General features: G+C 73.0%; 15 protein-coding genes. 11 read left to right on the plus strand and 4 right to left on the minus strand.

The features are described 5' to 3' along the window. Positions 1-7: 7 nt before the first annotated feature. Positions 8-1,231 (minus strand): MFS transporter, encoded by a 1,224-nt coding sequence (locus tag HD596_RS54905; protein WP_185077336.1) that lies wholly within the window; start codon positions 1,229-1,231, stop codon positions 8-10. A 124-nt stretch (positions 1,232-1,355) separates the two neighbouring features. Next, positions 1,356-1,895, minus strand: coding sequence for a winged helix-turn-helix transcriptional regulator (locus tag HD596_RS54910; protein ID WP_185077337.1), 540 nt, complete (start codon positions 1,893-1,895; stop codon positions 1,356-1,358). A gap of 153 nt (positions 1,896-2,048) precedes the next feature. Between HD596_RS54910 and HD596_RS54915 the strand changes: the two genes are divergently transcribed. Beyond that, a complete protein-coding gene (locus HD596_RS54915; protein WP_185077338.1) occupies positions 2,049-2,984 on the plus strand; it encodes an NADP-dependent oxidoreductase in 936 nt (311 codons plus the stop codon). Positions 2,985-3,002: 18 nt separating this feature from the next. Here HD596_RS54915 and HD596_RS54920 read toward each other — a convergent pair whose 3' ends face one another. Next, a complete protein-coding gene (locus HD596_RS54920; RefSeq protein ID WP_221520050.1) occupies positions 3,003-4,370 on the minus strand; it encodes an MFS transporter in 1,368 nt (455 codons plus the stop codon). Between the two features lie 82 nt (positions 4,371-4,452). On the opposite strand from HD596_RS54920, the gene HD596_RS54925 reads away from it, so the two are divergent. After that, the gene (locus HD596_RS54925; RefSeq protein ID WP_185077340.1) at positions 4,453-4,989 is read left to right on the plus strand and encodes a winged helix-turn-helix transcriptional regulator; all 537 of its coding nucleotides are present in this window, start codon (positions 4,453-4,455) and stop codon (positions 4,987-4,989) included. A gap of 61 nt (positions 4,990-5,050) precedes the next feature. On the opposite strand, the gene HD596_RS54930 is transcribed toward HD596_RS54925, so the two are convergent. Then, a complete protein-coding gene (locus tag HD596_RS54930; protein WP_185077341.1) occupies positions 5,051-6,538 on the minus strand; it encodes an FAD-dependent monooxygenase in 1,488 nt (495 codons plus the stop codon). 73 nt (positions 6,539-6,611) lie between these two features. Between HD596_RS54930 and HD596_RS54935 the strand changes: the two genes are divergently transcribed. The 9 genes from HD596_RS54935 to HD596_RS54975 all read left to right on the plus strand — a co-directional run bounded on the left by HD596_RS54935 (position 6,612) and on the right by HD596_RS54975 (position 17,900). After that, positions 6,612-7,241, plus strand: coding sequence for a TetR/AcrR family transcriptional regulator (locus tag HD596_RS54935; RefSeq protein ID WP_185077342.1), 630 nt, complete (start codon positions 6,612-6,614; stop codon positions 7,239-7,241). Between the two features lie 443 nt (positions 7,242-7,684). Next, the gene (locus tag HD596_RS54940; RefSeq protein WP_185077343.1) at positions 7,685-9,277 is read left to right on the plus strand and encodes a hypothetical protein; all 1,593 of its coding nucleotides are present in this window, start codon (positions 7,685-7,687) and stop codon (positions 9,275-9,277) included. After that, entirely contained in the window at positions 9,274-10,290 is a 1,017-nt protein-coding gene (locus tag HD596_RS54945) for a P-loop NTPase family protein (protein WP_185077344.1), read from the plus strand. The genes HD596_RS54940 and HD596_RS54945 overlap by 4 nt, the downstream gene beginning before the upstream one ends. Continuing rightward, complete coding sequence (locus tag HD596_RS54950) at positions 10,287-12,674, plus strand: hypothetical protein (protein ID WP_185077345.1); 2,388 nt, start codon at positions 10,287-10,289, stop codon at positions 12,672-12,674. The genes HD596_RS54945 and HD596_RS54950 overlap by 4 nt, the downstream gene beginning before the upstream one ends. Next, positions 12,671-13,828, plus strand: coding sequence for an acetate and sugar kinases/Hsc70/actin family protein (locus HD596_RS54955; protein WP_185077346.1), 1,158 nt, complete (start codon positions 12,671-12,673; stop codon positions 13,826-13,828). The genes HD596_RS54950 and HD596_RS54955 overlap by 4 nt, the downstream gene beginning before the upstream one ends. 6 nt (positions 13,829-13,834) lie before the next feature. Further along, the gene (locus HD596_RS54960) at positions 13,835-14,185 is read left to right on the plus strand and encodes a hypothetical protein (protein ID WP_185077347.1); all 351 of its coding nucleotides are present in this window, start codon (positions 13,835-13,837) and stop codon (positions 14,183-14,185) included. Then, the gene (locus tag HD596_RS54965; protein WP_185077348.1) at positions 14,182-15,696 is read left to right on the plus strand and encodes a vWA domain-containing protein; all 1,515 of its coding nucleotides are present in this window, start codon (positions 14,182-14,184) and stop codon (positions 15,694-15,696) included. Before HD596_RS54960 ends, HD596_RS54965 begins: the two co-directional genes overlap by 4 nt. Beyond that, entirely contained in the window at positions 15,697-16,053 is a 357-nt protein-coding gene (locus tag HD596_RS54970) for a CU044_2847 family protein (RefSeq protein ID WP_185077349.1), read from the plus strand. A 5-nt stretch (positions 16,054-16,058) separates the two neighbouring features. Then, complete coding sequence (locus HD596_RS54975; protein ID WP_246558438.1) at positions 16,059-17,900, plus strand: VMAP-C domain-containing protein; 1,842 nt, start codon at positions 16,059-16,061, stop codon at positions 17,898-17,900. The last annotated feature ends 55 nt before the right edge of the window (positions 17,901-17,955 follow it).

Raw genomic sequence — 17,955 nt, forward strand, 5'->3', positions numbered from 1 at the left:
TCCGTAGTCAACGGTGACCGGCCATCGTGCGTTCCCGCCAGGGCAGGAGGGCGCCGGTGCCGATGAGCAGGATCCCGGCCACCGCGATCGCGACGCGCGGACCCGTCAACCAGGCCAGCCCGCCCCACAGGGCCGTGGCGGCGGCGGTGACCGCGCGCCCGCTGATCGTCCAGGCGGTGAGGACGCGGGCCAGCGCGTCGTTCGGGGCGCTGCGCAACCGGTAGGTGACGTAGACGGGGTTGTAGACGCCCATGCAGAAGATCATCGCCAGCTCGACCCCGATCACGACGAGGAGCCCGCCCGTGCCGGGCCCCACGAAGGCGAGCCCGACGAGCCAGAGAGCCCTGGCCACGCCGAAGCCGAGCAGGATCCGGCGCCGCCCGAAACGCCGGACCAGCGGCGCGGACAACCGGGAACCCGCCAGGCCGCCCAGGCAGGGAATGCCGAAGCCGAGCCCGTACTCCAGGGGTGTGAAGTGCAGGTCGTTCAGCATCAGGTACGTCAGCAGCGGCGCGGTCGCCATGATGAGCGCGGAGACCAGCGCGGTGTTGGCGAACAGCAGGCGCAGCACGGGGTCCGTGGCGATGACGCGCCAGCCCTCGACGACCTCGGCCAGGCGCGACGCGCCGGCGCCGCGCACGGGAGGCGCGGGCTCGGGCGCGGAGATCGCGCGCAGGCCCAGCGCGGACAGCAGGTAGCTGGTGGCGTTCAGGACGGTCGTGACGACGGGTCCCAGCGTCCCGACGAGCGCGCCGCCCGCCGGCGGGCCGATCGCCGTCGAGATCCACATGGCGGTCTCGAACCGGCCGTTGGCCCGCATCAGGTGCCGCTCGGGGACGAGGGCTTTCAGATGCGCGCCGCTGGCCCCGACGAAGACGATGTCGGCCGCGGCGACCACCACGGCCACCACCAGCAGCTGTACGTAGCTCAGCACCCCCAGGCCATAGGCGACGGGCACGGTGAGCAGGACGAGGAAGCGCAGCAGGTCGGCACGGATCATCAGCGGCCGCTTGGGCCGGAACTCGACCCACGGCCCCAGCGGGACCGCGAGCAGGACGCCGGCCGCCCCGCCGGCCGCCGCGATCCAGGACACCTGGGTCGCGCTGACGTCGAGGGCGAGGATGGCGATCAGCGGAATCGCGTCCAGCGCCAGCATCGTGCCCAGGCTGCTGACCGCGAAGGCCCGCCACAACCACCCGAAATCCCGCCCCAGCCCGGCGTCTTCCGCCATTGCGCCCCCTTTGCCGGAGGCGATCCAACACCTGGAACCACCCGGGAAACAAACAACCGACGCGCTCGACGGACAACCGCTGGTTGTACGCTCTCCGCCCTTCAGGACGCCGGGGGCAGACCAATCAGCCGCTCAGCGCCTTCAGCGTGGCCACCCCGCCCGGATCGCGCTCCGTGCTCACCGGCACCAGGTGATGGCGGGCCACCGTCACCTGGGCGAACGTGGCCGCGCCCCGCACGGTCTCGGTGTCGCGCGCGGTGACCGGCGCCCCGCCGCAGCTCGCGCAGCCCAGCTCCACGTCCGTACGCCGGCCGCAGACGTCGTGCGCCAGCTCCGGCAGCCCGTGGCGGCGCGGCACCCACCTGCGCTCCCACGACCAGATCTCCACGAGCAGCGGCCACAGCGCGATCGCGCGATCGGTCAGGAGGTATTCGGTGCGGGTGCGGCCCTGTTCCCGGTAGGGCACCGGCCGCAGCAGGTCGCCGGCGACCAGTTCCTTGAGCCGGTTGGCCAGCACCGACTCCGACATGCCCAGCTCGTCCCGCCAGTCGGCGAAGCGCCGGACGTGCAGGAGGAAGGCCCGCTGCAGGATCAGCAGCGTCCACTGGTCGCCGATCGCCAGCAGCGCCTGGCCGATCGCGCTGGGCCGCTCCGTTCCCGTCACCCGCTTCGCTCCTCGCCGCCTGCCACTTCGGCTGTAAAAGCTATCCGAGCCGCGCTCGTCCGCGTGCGGTACGCACCTTGAGGTGCGCACTTCCCAGCGGAGAGCAGCTCTCCGTAGGTTGGGCGCAGCGAAAACCTGAGGAGGGAGTTCTCGATGCGCGCAGTCGTCATTCACGCTTTCGGCGGGCCCGAGGTGCTGGAGGTCGCGGAGGTGCCGGTGCCCGCGGTCCGGGAGCGGCAGGTCCGCGTCCGGGTCGAGGCGGCGACGGTCAATCCCGTCGATCTGGCCACCCGGTCCGGGGCGCTCAGCGAGGCGGGCCTGCTGCCGGCCCGGGACGTGATCGGCATCGGCTGGGACGTGGCCGGGACCGTGGACGAGGTGGGCCCGGGCGTGACCGGTGTCGTGCCGGGCGAGCGGGTGGTCGGCCTGAAGGACCGCCTCGACGTGCCGCTCGGCGCCCAGGCCGAGTACGTCGTCCTCGACGCGGACGCGGTCACCCGCGCGCCGTCGGGACATTCGCCGGTGGAGGCCGCGACGTTGCCGCTCAACGGGCTTACCGCGGTGCAGGCGCTCGACCGGCTGGAGCTGGCCGCCGGGCGGACGGTGCTGGTCACGGGCGCGACCGGGGCCGTGGGCGGGTTCGCCGTGCAGCTGGCCGCCGCGCGCGGGCTGCGGGTGGTCGCGGTGGCCGGCGCCGAGGACGAGGCGCTGGTGCGCGGGCTCGGCGCCGAGTGGTTCGTGCCGCGTACGGCGCGGCTGGGCGAGGCCGTACGCGCTCTCGTGCCGGGCGGCGTGGACGGGGCGCTGGACGCCGCGGTGACCGGGGCGGCGGCCCTGGACGCCGTCCGCTCGGGCGGCGTCTTCGCCGCGCTGGTCGCGGGCGGGGCGCCGCTGCCGTTGCGCGGGACCCAGGTGTTCAACCACTGGATCCGCGCCGACGGCGCCCGCCTCGCGGACCTGGTCGCGCTCGTCGAGGCGGGCTCCCTCACCCTGCGCGTGGCCGAGGTCCTGCCCCTGGAGGAGGTCGCCGCCGCCCACCGCCGCCTGGCCAAGGGCGGCCTGCGCGGCCGCCTGGTCCTCACCCCCTGATCGCCACCGGACGGGCGCTCAGGCGCGGGAGCGGCCCAGGGCGAGGGTGAGGGCGGCGGCGAGGGCGGCGATGAGGGCGTAGGCGACCGTGGTGACGTCGGTGCCGTGCTGCCAGCCGAGCGCTCCGATCGTGGTGGTCATGGCGGCCACACCCAGGGAGGAGCCGACGTAACGGGCGGTGTTGTTGGCGCCCGAGCCCATGCTCGCCCGCGCGATCGGCACGCTCTCGATGGCCAGATGGGTCAGCGAGGCGTTGATGAGCCCGCTGCCGACGCCGCCCACCACCAGGCCGGCGACGACCCGCGTCCAGGGGGCGGCGTCCGCGACCCCGAGCGTGAGCAGGGCTCCGGCGGCGGACAGGAGCAGGCCGAGCGCGAGGCGGACGCCCGAGTGGACGCGCAGGTGCCGGGCCAGCAGGGAGGCCAGGAACGACATGCCCGACCACAGCGAGAACAGCACGGCGCTGGTGAGCGGGGTGAGCGAGCGGGTCACCTGGAGCACGGTGGGCAGGTAGCTCATCATCCCGATGACGGCGATCCCCGTGACGAACGCGCCCGAGGTGGCCACCAGGAAGAGCGGGCGGCGCAGCAGGCCGAGGTCGATGAGGGGCTCGCGGCGGCGGTTCTCGATCAGCGTGAACGCGGCCAGCAGCACGACCGCGGCGGCGAACGACGCGTACACGACGGGCCGGTTCCAGCCCAGCCGGCCCTCGGTGACCCCGGTGAGCAGCGCGGCGGTGCCGAGCGCCAGCGTGACCGCGCCGGGCAGGTCGTGCGGGCGGCGGCGGTCGCTGCGCGACTCCGGCAGCACCCGGCCGGCCGCCACCGCCAGGACCGCGCCGGCGACGGCGATCAGGAGGTGCACGCCGCGCCAGCTCCAGGCGGCGGCGATCGAGCCGGACAGCAGCGGCCCCAGGGCGATGCCCAGCCCCAGCATCGCGCCGTAGCGGCCGGTCACCCGGACGCGGTCCGGGCCGCCCGGGTAGGCGTGCCCGAGCATGCCGAGGCTGCCCGCCAGCATGGCCGCGCTCGCCCCGCCCTGCACCAGCCTGGCCACGACGAACATCGCGGTGTTCGTGGAGAGCGCCGCCAGCAGGGCTCCGGCGGCCAGCGCCCAGGTGCCGGCGACGTAGGCGCGCCTGCGCCCGTGGTCGTCGGCGAGCCCGCCCGCGACCAGCAGGAGCGCGGACAGGCCGAGCGAGATCGAGTTCAGCATCCACGCGGGACCGGTGGGGCCCGCGCCGAGGTCGGCGGCGGCCTGGGACAGCGTGACCATCGGCACCGTGTAGGTGACCAATGCGAGCAGCGCGGCGGCGCAGGCCGCCAGGGCCACCGTGCCCGCCGCGTGCGGGGCGGTCGGGGCGGGAGCCGATCTGGTGAGTGTCACGGCGTCTCCTTGGTTCATTCATTGAACTGTGGAGGCACACGCTAACACGCCAAGGTTCAATGAATGAATTACCCTGGAGGTCATGGCGCTCGGCAAGAACTACGACGGCCAGGACTGCTCCCTCGCCCGCTCCCTGGAGCTGGTCGGCGAGCGCTGGACGATGCTCGTCATCCGCGACGCCCTCTACGGCGTGCGCCGCTACGGCGACTTCCTGGCCCACCTGGACATCCCGCGGGCCGTGCTGTCCCAGCGCCTCACCACGCTCGTGGACGCCGGGGTCCTGCGCCGCCGCCGCTACCAGGAGTCGCCGCCGCGCGAGGAGTACGTCCTGACCGAGATGGGGCAGGAGCTCTGGCCCGCCGTCCTCGTCCTTGGCAGCTGGGGCGAACGCCACCTGTCGACCAAGCCGCGGCGGATCTTCTGCCACGTGCCCTGCGACACCAGGATCGACGGTTACGGCATGTGCCCGGCCTGCGGCCTCCGCCCCGAGCTGGCCGAGATCGAGGTACGCCCCGGCCCCGGCGCCGACCTCTTCCGGGACGACCCCGTCAGCCGCGCCCTACGGCGCCCGCACCGCATGCTCGAGCCCCTGCCGCACACCGCCGCCGAGGCCACCTGAGTCGCCGAACGTGCGGGGGTGTGCGAAGCCGTGCCGTCCGCTCTGGTTGACGGTCAGGGCCTCATGCGGGCGGCAGCCACGTGCGCAGGGCGGTCACCAGCGTGACCGTGTCGGCGGGACCGGGGCCGGACGCCCACGCGACCGCTCCGTCCGGCCGGACGAGCGCCGCCGCCAGATCGTCGCGATCCGTCACGGTCGCCTCGACCACGTCCAGCGCCCCGCGCCACGGCCCCGCCACCTGCGCGACCTCCGGCTGCGACGGCGCGTGGACGAGCAGCGCCCGCCCGCTCCCGCACAACTCCGAGATCGTGCGGGTCTCCCCCGGACCGGTCACCAGCCGCAGGTCGGGGCAGGCGCGGCCGGTCAGCGGGTGCGTGGCCGGGTACGGGAAGGCGTACCGGGTGGCGAGCCCGTTCAGCATCCGGCCGAAGTAGCGGTTGACGTCCGGGAGGTCGAGCAGGTCCGACACGATGTCGCGCATGGCCGCCACGTGCTCCCCCGGCAGCGACAGGGCGGACTGGGCGCGCGTGTTGTGCAGGACGGCGGCGCCGACGGGATGGCGTTCCGCGGTGTAGGTGTCGAGCAGGCCCTCGGGGGCGCGCCCGGCGGCGGTGGCGGCGAGCTTCCAGCCCAGGTTGACGGCGTCCATGAGGCCGAGGTTGAGCCCCTGGCCGCCGTTCGGGGAGTGGACGTGGGCGGCGTCGCCGGCCAGCAGGACCCGGCCGATCCGGTACGTGGCCGCCTGGCGCGCGCCGTCGGTGAACCGCAGCGGGCCGCGCACCTGCGGGATCTCGACGTCCACGCCCGTCACCCGGAGCAGGCTCTGGCGCATCTCCTCGGCGGTCAGCGGCAGCCCGCGGTCCTCGGGGAACCCGTCGAACTCGATCGTGGCCACCATCCCGGGCGCCCGCATCAGCCTGCCCGTGGCGGTCCAGCCCGGCGCGGGGAGCCGGTCGAGGCCGGGGGCGTCGGTCAGGACCCGGCGTACGACGCTCGTGGGCTCGGTGCCGGGGAAGCCGAACCCGGCCAGCTTGCGCACCGTCGAGCGTCCCCCGTCGCAGCCGACCAGGTACGGCGCGGACAAACGCCGCTCCCCGGCCGGTCCGGCGACGGTGACGGTGACGCCGCGGTCGTCCTGGACCAGGGCGACCACCTCGCACTCTCGCATCACGACGTCTCCGGCGAGCGAGGTGAGGTGCTCGGCGAGGATCCGTTCGAGGTCCCGTTGCCAGATCAGCGCGCCGACCCGGTCCGGCTCCTCCTGCAGGGCAGGGTCGATCTTGAAGATCTGGGCGAAGTGCCCCTTCTCGCTGCCGTGGTCGCGCGCCTTGTCGGCAACCCCTTGCTCCCGGTACGCGTCCAGGGCCTCGCCCAGCCCCCGGCGGCGCAGCGCCTCGGCGGCCAGCGGGCCGATCCCGCGCGCCTTGGGCTCGGCGCTCGGCTCGGCGAGCCGTTCCAGCACCAGCGGCCTGGCTCCGGCGAGCCGTAACTCGGCGGCGAGCAGCAGCCCCACGGGCCCGGCCCCCACCACGATGACGTCGGCGTCCATCGTCGCTCCCTAAACTAGACTAGACCGTCTCGTCTCATAGACTAGCCCTCACCCAGAAAGGTGCGTACGAACCATGACCGAGCACGGCCCGCGACGCTCCCCGGCCAAGCGCCGCGCCATCCTCGACGCCGCGATCAAGGTCTTCACCGACCAGGGGTACGCCCGGACCAGCGTGGACGCCATCGCCGCGGTGGCGGGGGTGGGCAAGCAGACGGTGTACGGCCATTTCGGGGACAAGGAGCAGCTGTTCCTGGCCGCGATCCAGGAGGCCAGGTCGGCGGTGAGCGGCCCACTGGCTGGAGGCGGCGCTGCGGGCACGCCGGGCATCGCCTTGAGCGGCGATCCGCGCGAGGACCTCACCGCCCTCGGCGAGCGGATCCTCGACATCGCGCTCTCACCTCGCGTGTCGGCGCTGCACCGGCTGACCATCGCGGAGGTGGCCCACCATCCGCAGCTCCAGCGCACCTGGCGCGAGAGCTCGGCGTCGGCGGACGGCGCGGTGGTCGGCTACCTGCGCGACCGCGACGCCGACGGGCGGCTGCGGGTCCCGGACCCGGCCAGGGCGGCGCGCCAGTTCTCGCATCTGGTGATCACCGAGGGACGGGTCGAGACGGCGTACGGGATGCTGCCGCTGCGACCCGAACGGCGGCACGCCATCGCCGCCGACGCCGCCGACCTCATCGTCCGTGCCCACCGCCCCTGACACCGCACGATCGCCGCACGCGCCAGAATTCAGAAGGGCCGGAGATCACCCTTTAGGACGACCCTTTCCGGGGATTATTACGTTTGGTGATGCACCTTGAACAAAAAGCAAGAGATGCATCACATGACGGCGTGCCGACAAATATCCTGATTGCCAGGTGGGCGAGGGCTCGGGGTGTGTGGAGGGGCACGTTTGCGCATGACTAGAAAGCACCCTGGAAAAAAATGGTGAGATGTCCTATCTGTCGGTCTTGGGCATCAAGCGAACAATGTGGCCAATGTGGCTGGCGGATTCGCACGCCGCTCATTCTCGGACCGGCCACCCCCGACCTGCACCGGAATTTCCGTTCCCAACTGGAACGCGCCCAAGCCCGGCACGACATCCGCGCCGCGCTCCGGGCCGCGGGGGCTCCCGGCGAGGAGGACGGGCAACTGCTCCAGGAGTTGCTCGACCGTGCCGTCAGAGGCGCCTCGGCCTCCGAGGAGACGGTCGAGAGCTGCCGCACCCGGCTCCGCGGCGAGCGGGTGCCGCGCTGGCCGCTGAAGGACGTGTTGAGCCAGATGCTCGGCCACGTGATCAGGGGCGAGATCTCGGGGTTGCTGGTCGTCGGCCTGGGCGCGGACCGGGTGGCGGCTCGCAAGATCAAGGCGGGCAGGCACGGGACACCGCTGGAGGTGGACGGCCCGGACTGGAGCAGGACCTGGGAGGAGATCGGCACCGGCCTGCCGGCGGACCGTACGATCTGCCGGTTCGTCCTGGCCGGCGGCGTGGGCGACCAGCCCGACGGCGTGCTGGACGCCGCCTCCCACGCCGACGCCCTCTACGCCCAGCTGGCCAGCGCGTACGCCCTCACCAGCGGCCGGGTGGCGCTGGCCCTCGTGCTGGAGCGGCCGGGCTGGCCGCTGCTCGACCGGGTGGCGCGGGAGCTGGCCCGGCACCGGCAGCCGGTCGCCGCCCTCCATGGGGAGGACTTCGACAAGGCCGTCCAGCAGCTGATCGACCGGTCGCCGCTGCGCGAGCCGTACGCGCTGGTGCTGGGGCAGATCGACGCCGACGAGGGCACGGCCTCGCTGGTCACGCGGACGCTGTTCGAGGCCGGCACGGTGCCGGGCAAGGACGTGCAGAAGGCGCTGACCGTCCAGGCGCCGGAGGCGATCAGCGCCGGGGTGTGCCTGCCGGTGGTCAGGTTCACGTCGGGGTCGCCCGAGACCTGGGAGCTGGTGGGCAGCGGTTTGCTGCCGCTGGGGCCGGGAGAGAGCGCCGGGCTGTGGGCGGTGCTCGACGGCGTCGACCGGGTCCGCCTGGTCGGCCAGACCAAGGAGGTGCAGCCCGACCGCAGATCCTGGTCCGAGCTCTACACGTCGTTCTCCGTCTGGACGCGGCGCCGGCGGACCGTCGACCTGGTCTTCCTGCTGGAGCTGAACACCGCCGAGGACAGGATCTCCCTCGACCGGCGCGGCCTGGTCCGCGAGGTGATCACCAAGGCGAGCCGGGCACTGGCCGCACGCGACCTGCTGCGGGTCGGGCTGGTGGGCTACCGCGACCACGGCATCAGGCGGCTGTACCGCACCGAGCCCGTGGTCGACATCGTCCCGCTCGGCCGCCCCGACGAGGCCCGCGCCCGGCTCGACGACTGGGACAACGGCCCACCCCACCCCACGACGGCGGCGCTGTCGGACGCCCTGCACGCCGCGTCGGAGATCCCGTGGCGAGATGGCAGCGCCCGGTTCGTGCTCACCCTTGGAGACCGTATGCCCTGCGGCACGGATCAGTTCAGCAAGCTGACGCCGGAGATCTGCCCCGGCCGGCGTTCCTGGAAGCGCGGCCTCGAACAGGTCAAGCGGGACGGCGCGCGCTGCCTCGCGGTGGTGAGCCGGGAACGCCGGATCAAAGGGGACCGGTCGTGGGAGGCCATCGGCGAGAACGGCCGCTTCGACGCGGACAGGGTGACGGCCGACGACCTCCTGGAGGCCCTGGGGCTGGCGGGCGACTTCCCGTTCGCGCAGATCGCGGCCGGCGAGGAGGGGTCGCCGTGACCGAGACCCCGCAACCGCCCGTACGGCGCCTGCCCGACCGCCTGCCGGAACTCGAGACGGAGGCCGTGTCCCCCACCCGCCCGGCCGTGCTCCCGCCCGGCCCCGACGACGACGCCGACGTCCCGTTCGCCCCGCCCGCGGACGTGGCCAAGGGCATGCGGATCGGCCTGTGGGGAGCCAGCGCCAGCGGCAAGACGACCTTCGTCAACGCGCTGGCCCACGTCGCCAACAACACCACCGATTACGGCAGGTGGCGGGTCATGGGCATGGATGACGGCGAGCGGGCCTTCCTCACCGAGGGCAAGCAGCGCCTGATCAACGAGGGCGGCTTCCCGGAGGCCACCATCTCCGGCAGCGAGCTGCGCTTCGGCTTCGCGGGGCAGCGCCTGGACGGCACGGAGACCCATTTCGTGCTGCACGTCCAGGACCGGCCCGGCGGCGACTTCCACGACCGCAGCGCGGACATGGAGCAGGTGGCCTCCCAGCTCGCCCAGTGCCACGGTTTCGTGCTGCTCTTCGACCCGCTCCGGGAGCGGCGCGACTCCAACAGCGCCGACTACCTGTTCGGCATGCTGGAGTACATCACCACGCTGCTCGTCAAATCCGGAGAGACCAAGCTCTATCTGCCGTTCGAGGTCGCGGTCTGCGTGACGAAGTGGGATGACCCGGGCGTGTTCATGCCCGCCCGCGCGGCCGGCTGGGGCACCCAGGACAGGCCGGACGGCGCGCCGCGGGTAAAAGATCATGATGCGAGGGCCTATTTCACCTGGGCGTGCCGCTATTTCGGCGCCGACGTCGGGCAGCGCGTCGACCAGATCATCGAAAAGTATTTCGATCCGGCGCGCACCTGCTATTTCGTCTCCTCTTCCGTCGGTTTCCGGCGCTACGACGGCGAACGTTTCGACGCCCGGAAATTCGCCAATGTGCAGGGCAACCGGATCAGCCAGATCAATCCGATCAACGTCATCGAGCCCTTTCTGGAGCTCGAACGAAGGCTCCGGAGCAGACGATGAGCGGTCGGAGCGTACTCACGGAGTGGGCGGTGATGTCCAAGCCGCCCGGGGCGACGGAGGACTACCGGATCGTCGACTGCAGCCTCGGCCAGGACGATCACACGCGGTTCGAGCAGCTCATCAGGCTCGTCAACCCGGGCACCCCGCGCGGCCGCCGCGACGGGGCCCTGGACGCGCTGCCCTGGGTGACCTTCAGCGCCCCGGAGGCCAGCGGCGACGGGCGCCGCTGGTCGGCCGTCGCGGTGCGGGAATGGTCGGACGAGCTGGACGCCAGCGACCGGGCGATCATGCCGACCCGGTACTTCACCTTCCCCTATGAGGACGGCGCCGAGGTCGGCATCGGCTACCGCGACCTCTACGAGGCCGTCCTGCGTGCCCCGTCGCCGGGGCCGAGCGGCGAGCAGGTCAGGCTCGAACTGCCCTACCTCGGCAGCGTGCGGCAGACGGCCGAGCAGGTCGGGCTGCGGTGGTGCGCCGGGGTGGCCGCGCTGCTGCTCGAAGGGCCGGTCGTGCTGACCGACGCGCCCCCGCTGAGCCCGCTCGACCGGCTCGACTGCCTGGACGCCGTCGTCGCCTTCCTCCCGTACGGCATCCGGGCCTCGCTGACGGCGAGCACGTGGGCCGACAACATCGCGGACCACCGCATCCGGCTGATGTTCGGCAAGTGGGCGAGAACGCGGCAGCTGGAAGTGCGCTGGGGTGCGCCGCCGCCGTCCCCGGCCGACGAGGACGCGCAGGTCTACCTGCGATGGATCTCCACCATGCTGGAGTCCGCCCCGAACGACCTGCTCCACCGGCTGAGCGGGTTGCGCGAACCGCTGGAGTTCAACAGCCCTCAGCTGCGCCTCGCCCTGGAGAGGCTGCAGGACAGCAAGGCCCTGTCGGTGATCCACCGGCTCGACGACGGCGTCCCGGCGGAGGAGCAGCGGGCCGCGGTGCGCGACCCCTCCTTCGACCGGCTGACGCACGCGCAGCGGACCGAGCTGCTGCGGTGCCTGGTGGAGCGGGCCGCGCCCGAGGATCTCGCGGTACTGGACACGCACTGGCCGGCGGTCGAGCCGGTCGCGCTGGCGCTGGCGAGCCGGCGGCTCGCCGGACGGGATCCGCGCCTGGCCCGCGCCTACCTGAGGCTGGCGGACCAGCACGGCCGGCGTGACGACTGGCTGGCCGGCCTGCTCGACCAGCCCGCCGTGCCGGACGACGCCGCGGTCCCGCTGCTGGTGCCGGGCGGCCCGCCCGGGCGCCTGACCTGCGCGGCCCTGCTGGCCAGGCCTCTTGCCCTCTACCAGCTGATCACCCAGCTGGTGGCGGAGAACTCGGCGGAGGACCTGCGCGCGTGGGTGCGCTACTACACCGGGCGCGAGTTCGCCGAGACCTGCCCGATCTGGCTGCTGGCCTACGCCTCGGTGCTGCGCACCCCGCCCAAGCCTCCGCCGGAGCAGACGCTGACCAGCCTCCACGACGTCGGCGGCGACATGGCGCTCGTCATCCTGCTCCGGGCCGCGGCCGCCGCGTCCCGGGTGGAGGTGGTGCTCCAGCCCGCGCCGTACTCCCGCCTGCTCGGCCTCGCGGGGGGACCGGCCGTCCCCGCTCGGGTGGAGCTCGCCAAGCTGCTCTCCGACATCGTGCAGGCGCCGATCGAGGCGGGCGCCCTCCTCGACGTGCTCGCCGTCCTGGTCGGGACGGAGCCCCGCTGGGCGGTCACGGCGGAGGGCCAGGCCGTACGGCGGTACGCCGCAAGCTTCGCGAGGATCTGGGAGCAGCTCCCGGCGCGGCAGGTGCAGCTGGAGGTGGCCCGCCGGATCATCTCCCCGCTGGGCCACCGGCACCCCCTCCTGAACGAGCTGGCAAGGCGGGACAAGGCGCTGGCGGAGATCATCGACCGGCAGCGGGTCAACGCCAACCCGGCCGTGCGGTCCCTGCTGACGGCGGCGGAGAACGACACCCGGCCCCCGCAGCTGGCCCAGCTGTGGACGCTGGCGCTGGAGTCGGTGGGTGCGGCGTTCGACCCGGGGCCGCTGCTGGCGCACTGGCCGAGCTCCCGGGATCCGGGCGCCGTCCACGAGCTGCTCCGCTACCTGCAGCAGGAGTCGGCCCGTCGCGGCGTGCTCTCCGACGCCGGCTGCCGCAGGCTGGTGGAGGCCGTCGTGCACCATCCGGGTGTCCCCGATTACGCCGAATGGGTCCGCCGCAGGGTGCCGCGGGACATCGGCTACCTGCGTGCCGAGGTGGACCGCCTGGAGTGGCTGCTGGAGACCGCGAGCGCCAGGCGCGCCGGCGGCCGGCCGCGAGCCGCCCGGCCCAAGCTGCTCGGCGCGCTGCTGCGCTTCATGCGCGACCTGCTTTTCGGCCGTGGCGGCACGACAGATCGGGAGGACTCGTGAGGCTGGGTGTCGACGCGGGCTGGGCGTACGTGAAGGTGGCCGAGGTGAGCCCGGCCGGGCCCGCCCTGATCAGGCAACTGGGCGCCACCACGCGCTTCGAGGGCAGCCCCGAGCGCGTGGTCCTGGCGGTCGCGGAGGGCGCCAGGGAGCGCACGGTCGCCAACGCCCACCGCGCCGGATTCCGCGACTTCACCACCCTGAGCCTGCCCAGGGCGGTCCTGCTCCACCTCGGCGCCGAGCAGCGGATCGACCCCGGCCACCGGGTCCTGCTGTGCGACGTCGGCGCCGCCTGGATCGACCTCTACCTGTGCTTTTTCGGCCACTCCGTGATCTATGTCCTGGACAGCGAGCATCGGGCCTCCCTCGACCTCGGCGCCGCCGTCGACCGGTTACAGGGCGCGAACGTCACCGACCGGCGCTTCGACCGGCGGGACAAGGCGTCGGAGGCGCGGCTGCGCAAGCTGCTCGCCCATGTCGCACGCGACAAGGCGTGGGGCGACACCCGGGCCTACGGGACCTTGACGACCGCGCAGATGTACGAGCTCGTCCACCAGGTCGCCGACCTGGCCGCGCAGTCGGCCACGCTCATGCGGGACCGGCTGGGCGACTTCGGCGGCCGGCCCGGCGACGTTCTGATCCCGCTCGGCGGCGCGGGCACCTTCTCCCTCGTGCACGAGGCCCTTCGCGAGGCGCTCGGCCTGGACGAGCGGGCCATGCTCCTGCTGTCGCCCGACGAGGTCGTCAACGCCGCCGCGTACGGCGCGGCCAGGGTCGCGGCCGGCCAGGACGGGCGCGACCGCTACCCCTTACGACTGTCCCTCGCCGCCCACCGGTTCGAGGGCGCCGACGTGCTCGGCGAGTGGCTCGAACTGGCCGCCCCCGGCCGGCTCCGGCTGGGTGACGAGGCGGTCTACGCGCACGAGGGAAGCGGGCCGGTGCTGGTCGAGGACGGGCACCGCATCGTGGTCGCGGTGGGCGACGATCCCGCCGGCGGCCGGCACCTGACCTTCGATCACCGGATCAGCCGCGGCGAGTATCGCCTCGGCGTGCGCGTCGGCCACAGCGGGCACGGCGAACTCCTCTTCGCGCCCGCGAACGGCAAAGCCGCCCCGTTCTCCCTGCCTCTGGGCACCCTTCCGGCCTACACCGAATAGAGCGCCATGAACCCGTCAATCGCCCTGCAGAAGCTCTCCGGCATCGTCAAGGAACTCGGGTCCGGCGACGCCCCGCTGGCCCGGCTCAGGCTGCTGGAGTGCGCCTTCGAACTGGCCGAGGAGGCGGTCCGGAAGTGCCCCGACGAGCTGATCATCGACGCCGCCGCCATCTTGGACAAGGCCCTGGCCGAGAGCACGGCGTTCAAGAAGAGCGCGCTGGCCATGCTCGACCGAGGCGAGGTCGGAGCCACCAAGCGAGGCCAGATCGAGACGAAGCTCGACATCCTGGACGGCCTGGGTCAGGACGTCGCCCTGAGGCGCAACACGGACTACCTGATGAAGGAGAGCGATTCGTGAGGGCCCGAGCGATCCTGGCCGCCCTCGTGCTGGTGGCCTGGCCGACGTCCGCGCCCGCGGCGGCGGACCCGGAGCCCACGGCCCTCTACGACGCGCTCGACCTGAAGGAGCGTCCCGCCGACTACATCGTGCTGCTCGACACGTCCGGCACGATGAGCTCGCAGCAGACCGCCGTCAAGCAGCAGCTCAAGGGCCTGCTGAAAGCCAAGGGCAAGCAGGACAGCGTCACCCTCGTCCGCTTCGACAGGAGGCCCTACCACCGCAGCGCGCTGGAGACGGACGCGGACATCGACGGCCTGCCCACCCCGGTCGGCGAGTACACCGACATCGGCCGGGCCCTGGAGTGGGTGGTGCGCTACCTGCGCGAGCACCCGAGCCGGCTGGCCGCGGTCATGCTCGTCAGCGACGGCATACAGGAGCCGGCGCCAGGGAGCCCGTACGGCAGCGCGAACGGCCCCGCCTGGGACAGGTTACGCGACCAGGCCGCCGGGCTGAAGCCCCAGCCGCTGCTCTACACCTTCCCGTTCGGCGGAGCCGACGTCCGGCGCCACCAGGACGAGATCGTGGAGCGGGTCTTCCCGGCGAACGCGCAGATCCTGGACCCGCGGCAGAGCCAGGCCACCAAGGATCTGTCGATGGTCAAGGACGACTCGCTGCGCGCCGAGGCCAGGCGGCGGGTGGCCGCAGACCTCAAGCGGGGGGTCGCCGCCACCTGGAAACAGCCGGACGTGCGGCTGGACCTGGCCCGCGGCACCGGCTCGCTCACGCTCGACGTGCGGTCGCAGACCGAGGTGCTGCCGCTGGAGCTGCGCGCGGTCGAGGTCGAGGTCTCGGACGGCAAGGAGCGCGTGACGGGCCGCTCCGCCCTGCCGGCTCCGATCCGGATCGAGCCCGGCCGCACCGTGCCGGTGCCGATCGAGCTGTCGTGGGCCGAGCCCTCTGCCATCCGTGTCCAGCCGGTCGCCCTCGACCTGTCCCGGACCGTCCGGGTCCGCGCGACCGTCCAGACGCCGTGGGAGGGCGATCTCGGCCTGCTGGGCCTGAGCTACGGCAAGCAGCAGATCGGCACCGACGCGGCGCGCGTGACCGGCTCCTACCGGGGCGCCCCCTCCTGGTGGGCCGCCGCGGCCGCGGTCGTGCTCGTCGCGGCGCTGATCGTGCTGCTGCTGTGGTGGCGGCGGGCCCGGAGGCGGCGGCCGCCGAAGATGACCGGCGTGCTCTTGTCGGCGTACGTCAAGGACGCCGAGGACGCCTGGGACGAGCACACCCTCGGCCCCGTCCACCTCGGCGGGCGGCGCTCGGTCCGCACCGCCGAGCTGGCTCCCGAGCTGGACCTGCCCGGCGGCAGCGTCAAGGGAACCGTGGACGTGCGAGCGGCCGCGGACGGCATCACGATCACGTACGCGCCGGAGGGCCTGCCCGGCCGGAGCGACACCGCGACCTGCCCCCTCGGCCGCAGGGTCATGATCAACGGCGTCGAGTTCATCTACCGGACAACCAGTGAGGACTGAATGAGGACTTTCGAGAAGGTCGAGCTCAGCACGGGCGAGACGATCTGGGTGGCGGCCACCGTCGCGCCCGCCGACGCGCCCGCCGACCGGGAGCACGACGACGGGCCGCAGGACGTCTTCGGCGGCAGGGCGGTCAAGAAGCTCCAGGGGTTCGGGGAGACCCTGGGCGGCATCGTCAGCAGCGTGCACAAGTCCATGGCCGGGATCAGGCCGGACGAGGTGAGCCTGGAGTTCGGCCTGGAGGTCGGCTGCCAGGCCGGGGAATGGCTGGCCGGGCTCGCCGACGTCAGCACCAACGCCAGCGTCACCGTGACGTTGACCTGGAACCGCGCCGAGGAGGGCGAGCTTCCCGCGTGAGCCTCATGGCCCTCCTGGACCGATGCGCCGTCGCCGTCTGCGGCCACGACGGCGGCGAGTTGAAGGGAACCGGCTTCCTGGTCACGCCCCGGCACGTGCTCACGTGCGCGCACGTGCTGGGCGAGCTCGAAGCCACCTCCGAGGGGGCCAGGCTGGACCTCGTCCGGCCGGGCCGGCATGAGCCGCTGACCGGCACGGTGCGTCAGGTCCTGCCGCCGGTGAAGGGACCGGAGAAGATGTGGGCCATGCCCGACCTCGCCGTGGTGGAGATCGACGGCGATCCGGGCGGCAGGACGTGCGCCTGGATCGGCTTCGGCCAGCCCGACCTGGACGACCATCACCGGCTCGCGGCCTGCGCCGACAACTACCGCCCCGCGGAGTACGGCCGCGACCGCCTCAGGCTCACGCATCCGTCCTCCACCCTCGTGGACGACTTCGACGAGTACGAGCTGCGCATCAAGCTGGTGGAGGTCACCGGCGGCTGCTCCGGCGCTCCGGTGATCCACCTCAGGAGCGGTGCGGTCCGCGGCGTCATGAAGACCACGCGCCGCACCAACGACGACCTCGGCGGCCTGGCCGTGAGCCTCCTCCAGCTGGCGCGGCTGCGGCCCGAGCTCTACCAGAGCATCTGGCGGGAGAACATCCGCTTCCACGCCTCCACCCCGGCCTGGATCGGGGAGCGGGCGAACCTGCTGGGCAAGCGCGCGCGGGCCGAGGCCGACCTGCTCACCCTGCTGGCCGGGCAGCCGCCGCCGGACGATCCGGCCGGACTGCTCGCCCGGGCCAACCCGGAACGGGCCGAGCCGGACCTCGTACACGACTACTGGGACATCGCCCACCACGTGTTCGGCGACGATGCCGGGCGGGACCTGCATCCCGTGCTGGGGCTGATCAAGGAGCTGCTCCCGAGCTTCGGCCCCAGCGAACGGGACCGGCTCCTGGAATGCGGTGAGGTATGGGCGGAGATCGTCGGTCAGGAGCGGGCCTGGCGCATCGCGCTGCGGAGCACGGCGGCGGATCCGCCATCGGAGGGGGCGCCCGCCGTAGCCGTCCATGTCGGCCTCGACCTGCGGGCCCGCCAGGCCGGGGCGCCCCTCTACCGGTACGCGGTCGCCGAATCGGCCGCCCACCGCCCGCCCCGCAATCCCGTCCCACTGCGCCGGGGCGAGCTGGAGGAGGCGTTGAAGAGGGATCTCCTCGGCCCGCTGATCAGGCTCGGCCGCGCCATGGGCGAGCCCGAGGTCCACCTGAACCTCCCCGGCGAGCTGCTGGACCTCGGCGTGGAGGAGTGGACCGGCCTGGTGGAGCAGCAGAAGGACATGCCCCTGGGCACGCGCTTCCCGATCGTCGTCCGGGACCACACCTCGGGCAGGGGTTTCCGGAACTGGCGCGACATGCGCTGGGAGGCGCTGAAGGACGCGATGCCGCTCCCGCTGCACCAGATCGGCTGCCGGCACGAGCTGGTCGCCTATTCCGCCGTCCGGCGCGCGGGCTGGTTCTCGGTGCGGATCGAGGAGCGTGCCGGGTTCGTGCTCTCCTGCGGCTCGGAGGAGCTCCTCAGGTGCGCGATCGGGTTCGGCGTTCCGGTCGCGCTGTGGTGGCGCTCGCCCTGCCCGGGGCCGAGCCTCGGCGCCGAGCCGTGCCCCGGGGCGGTCAGGATGGCCCGCCTCGCCGAAGAGCTCGCGCACGTCCGCCTCGCGACGCTGCCGGAGAAGGTCAGAGAGCTGCGCGGCGAGGCCCAGATCGACGGGGCGGACCACTGCGGCGCCGGACTCGTCCTGCTTTTCGACGATCCTTTCACCGCGGATTATCTGCGTTTCGATTATGACGCTTTCCATTCCTCCTGATCCGCCTAGACTCGAAGCGAGGAGGCTGAATTGCAGTCGCCGGCCGATGGGTTCA

The sequence above is a fragment of the Nonomuraea jabiensis genome (assembly GCF_014204795.1).
GTDB lineage: Bacteria > Actinomycetota > Actinomycetes > Streptosporangiales > Streptosporangiaceae > Nonomuraea > Nonomuraea jabiensis.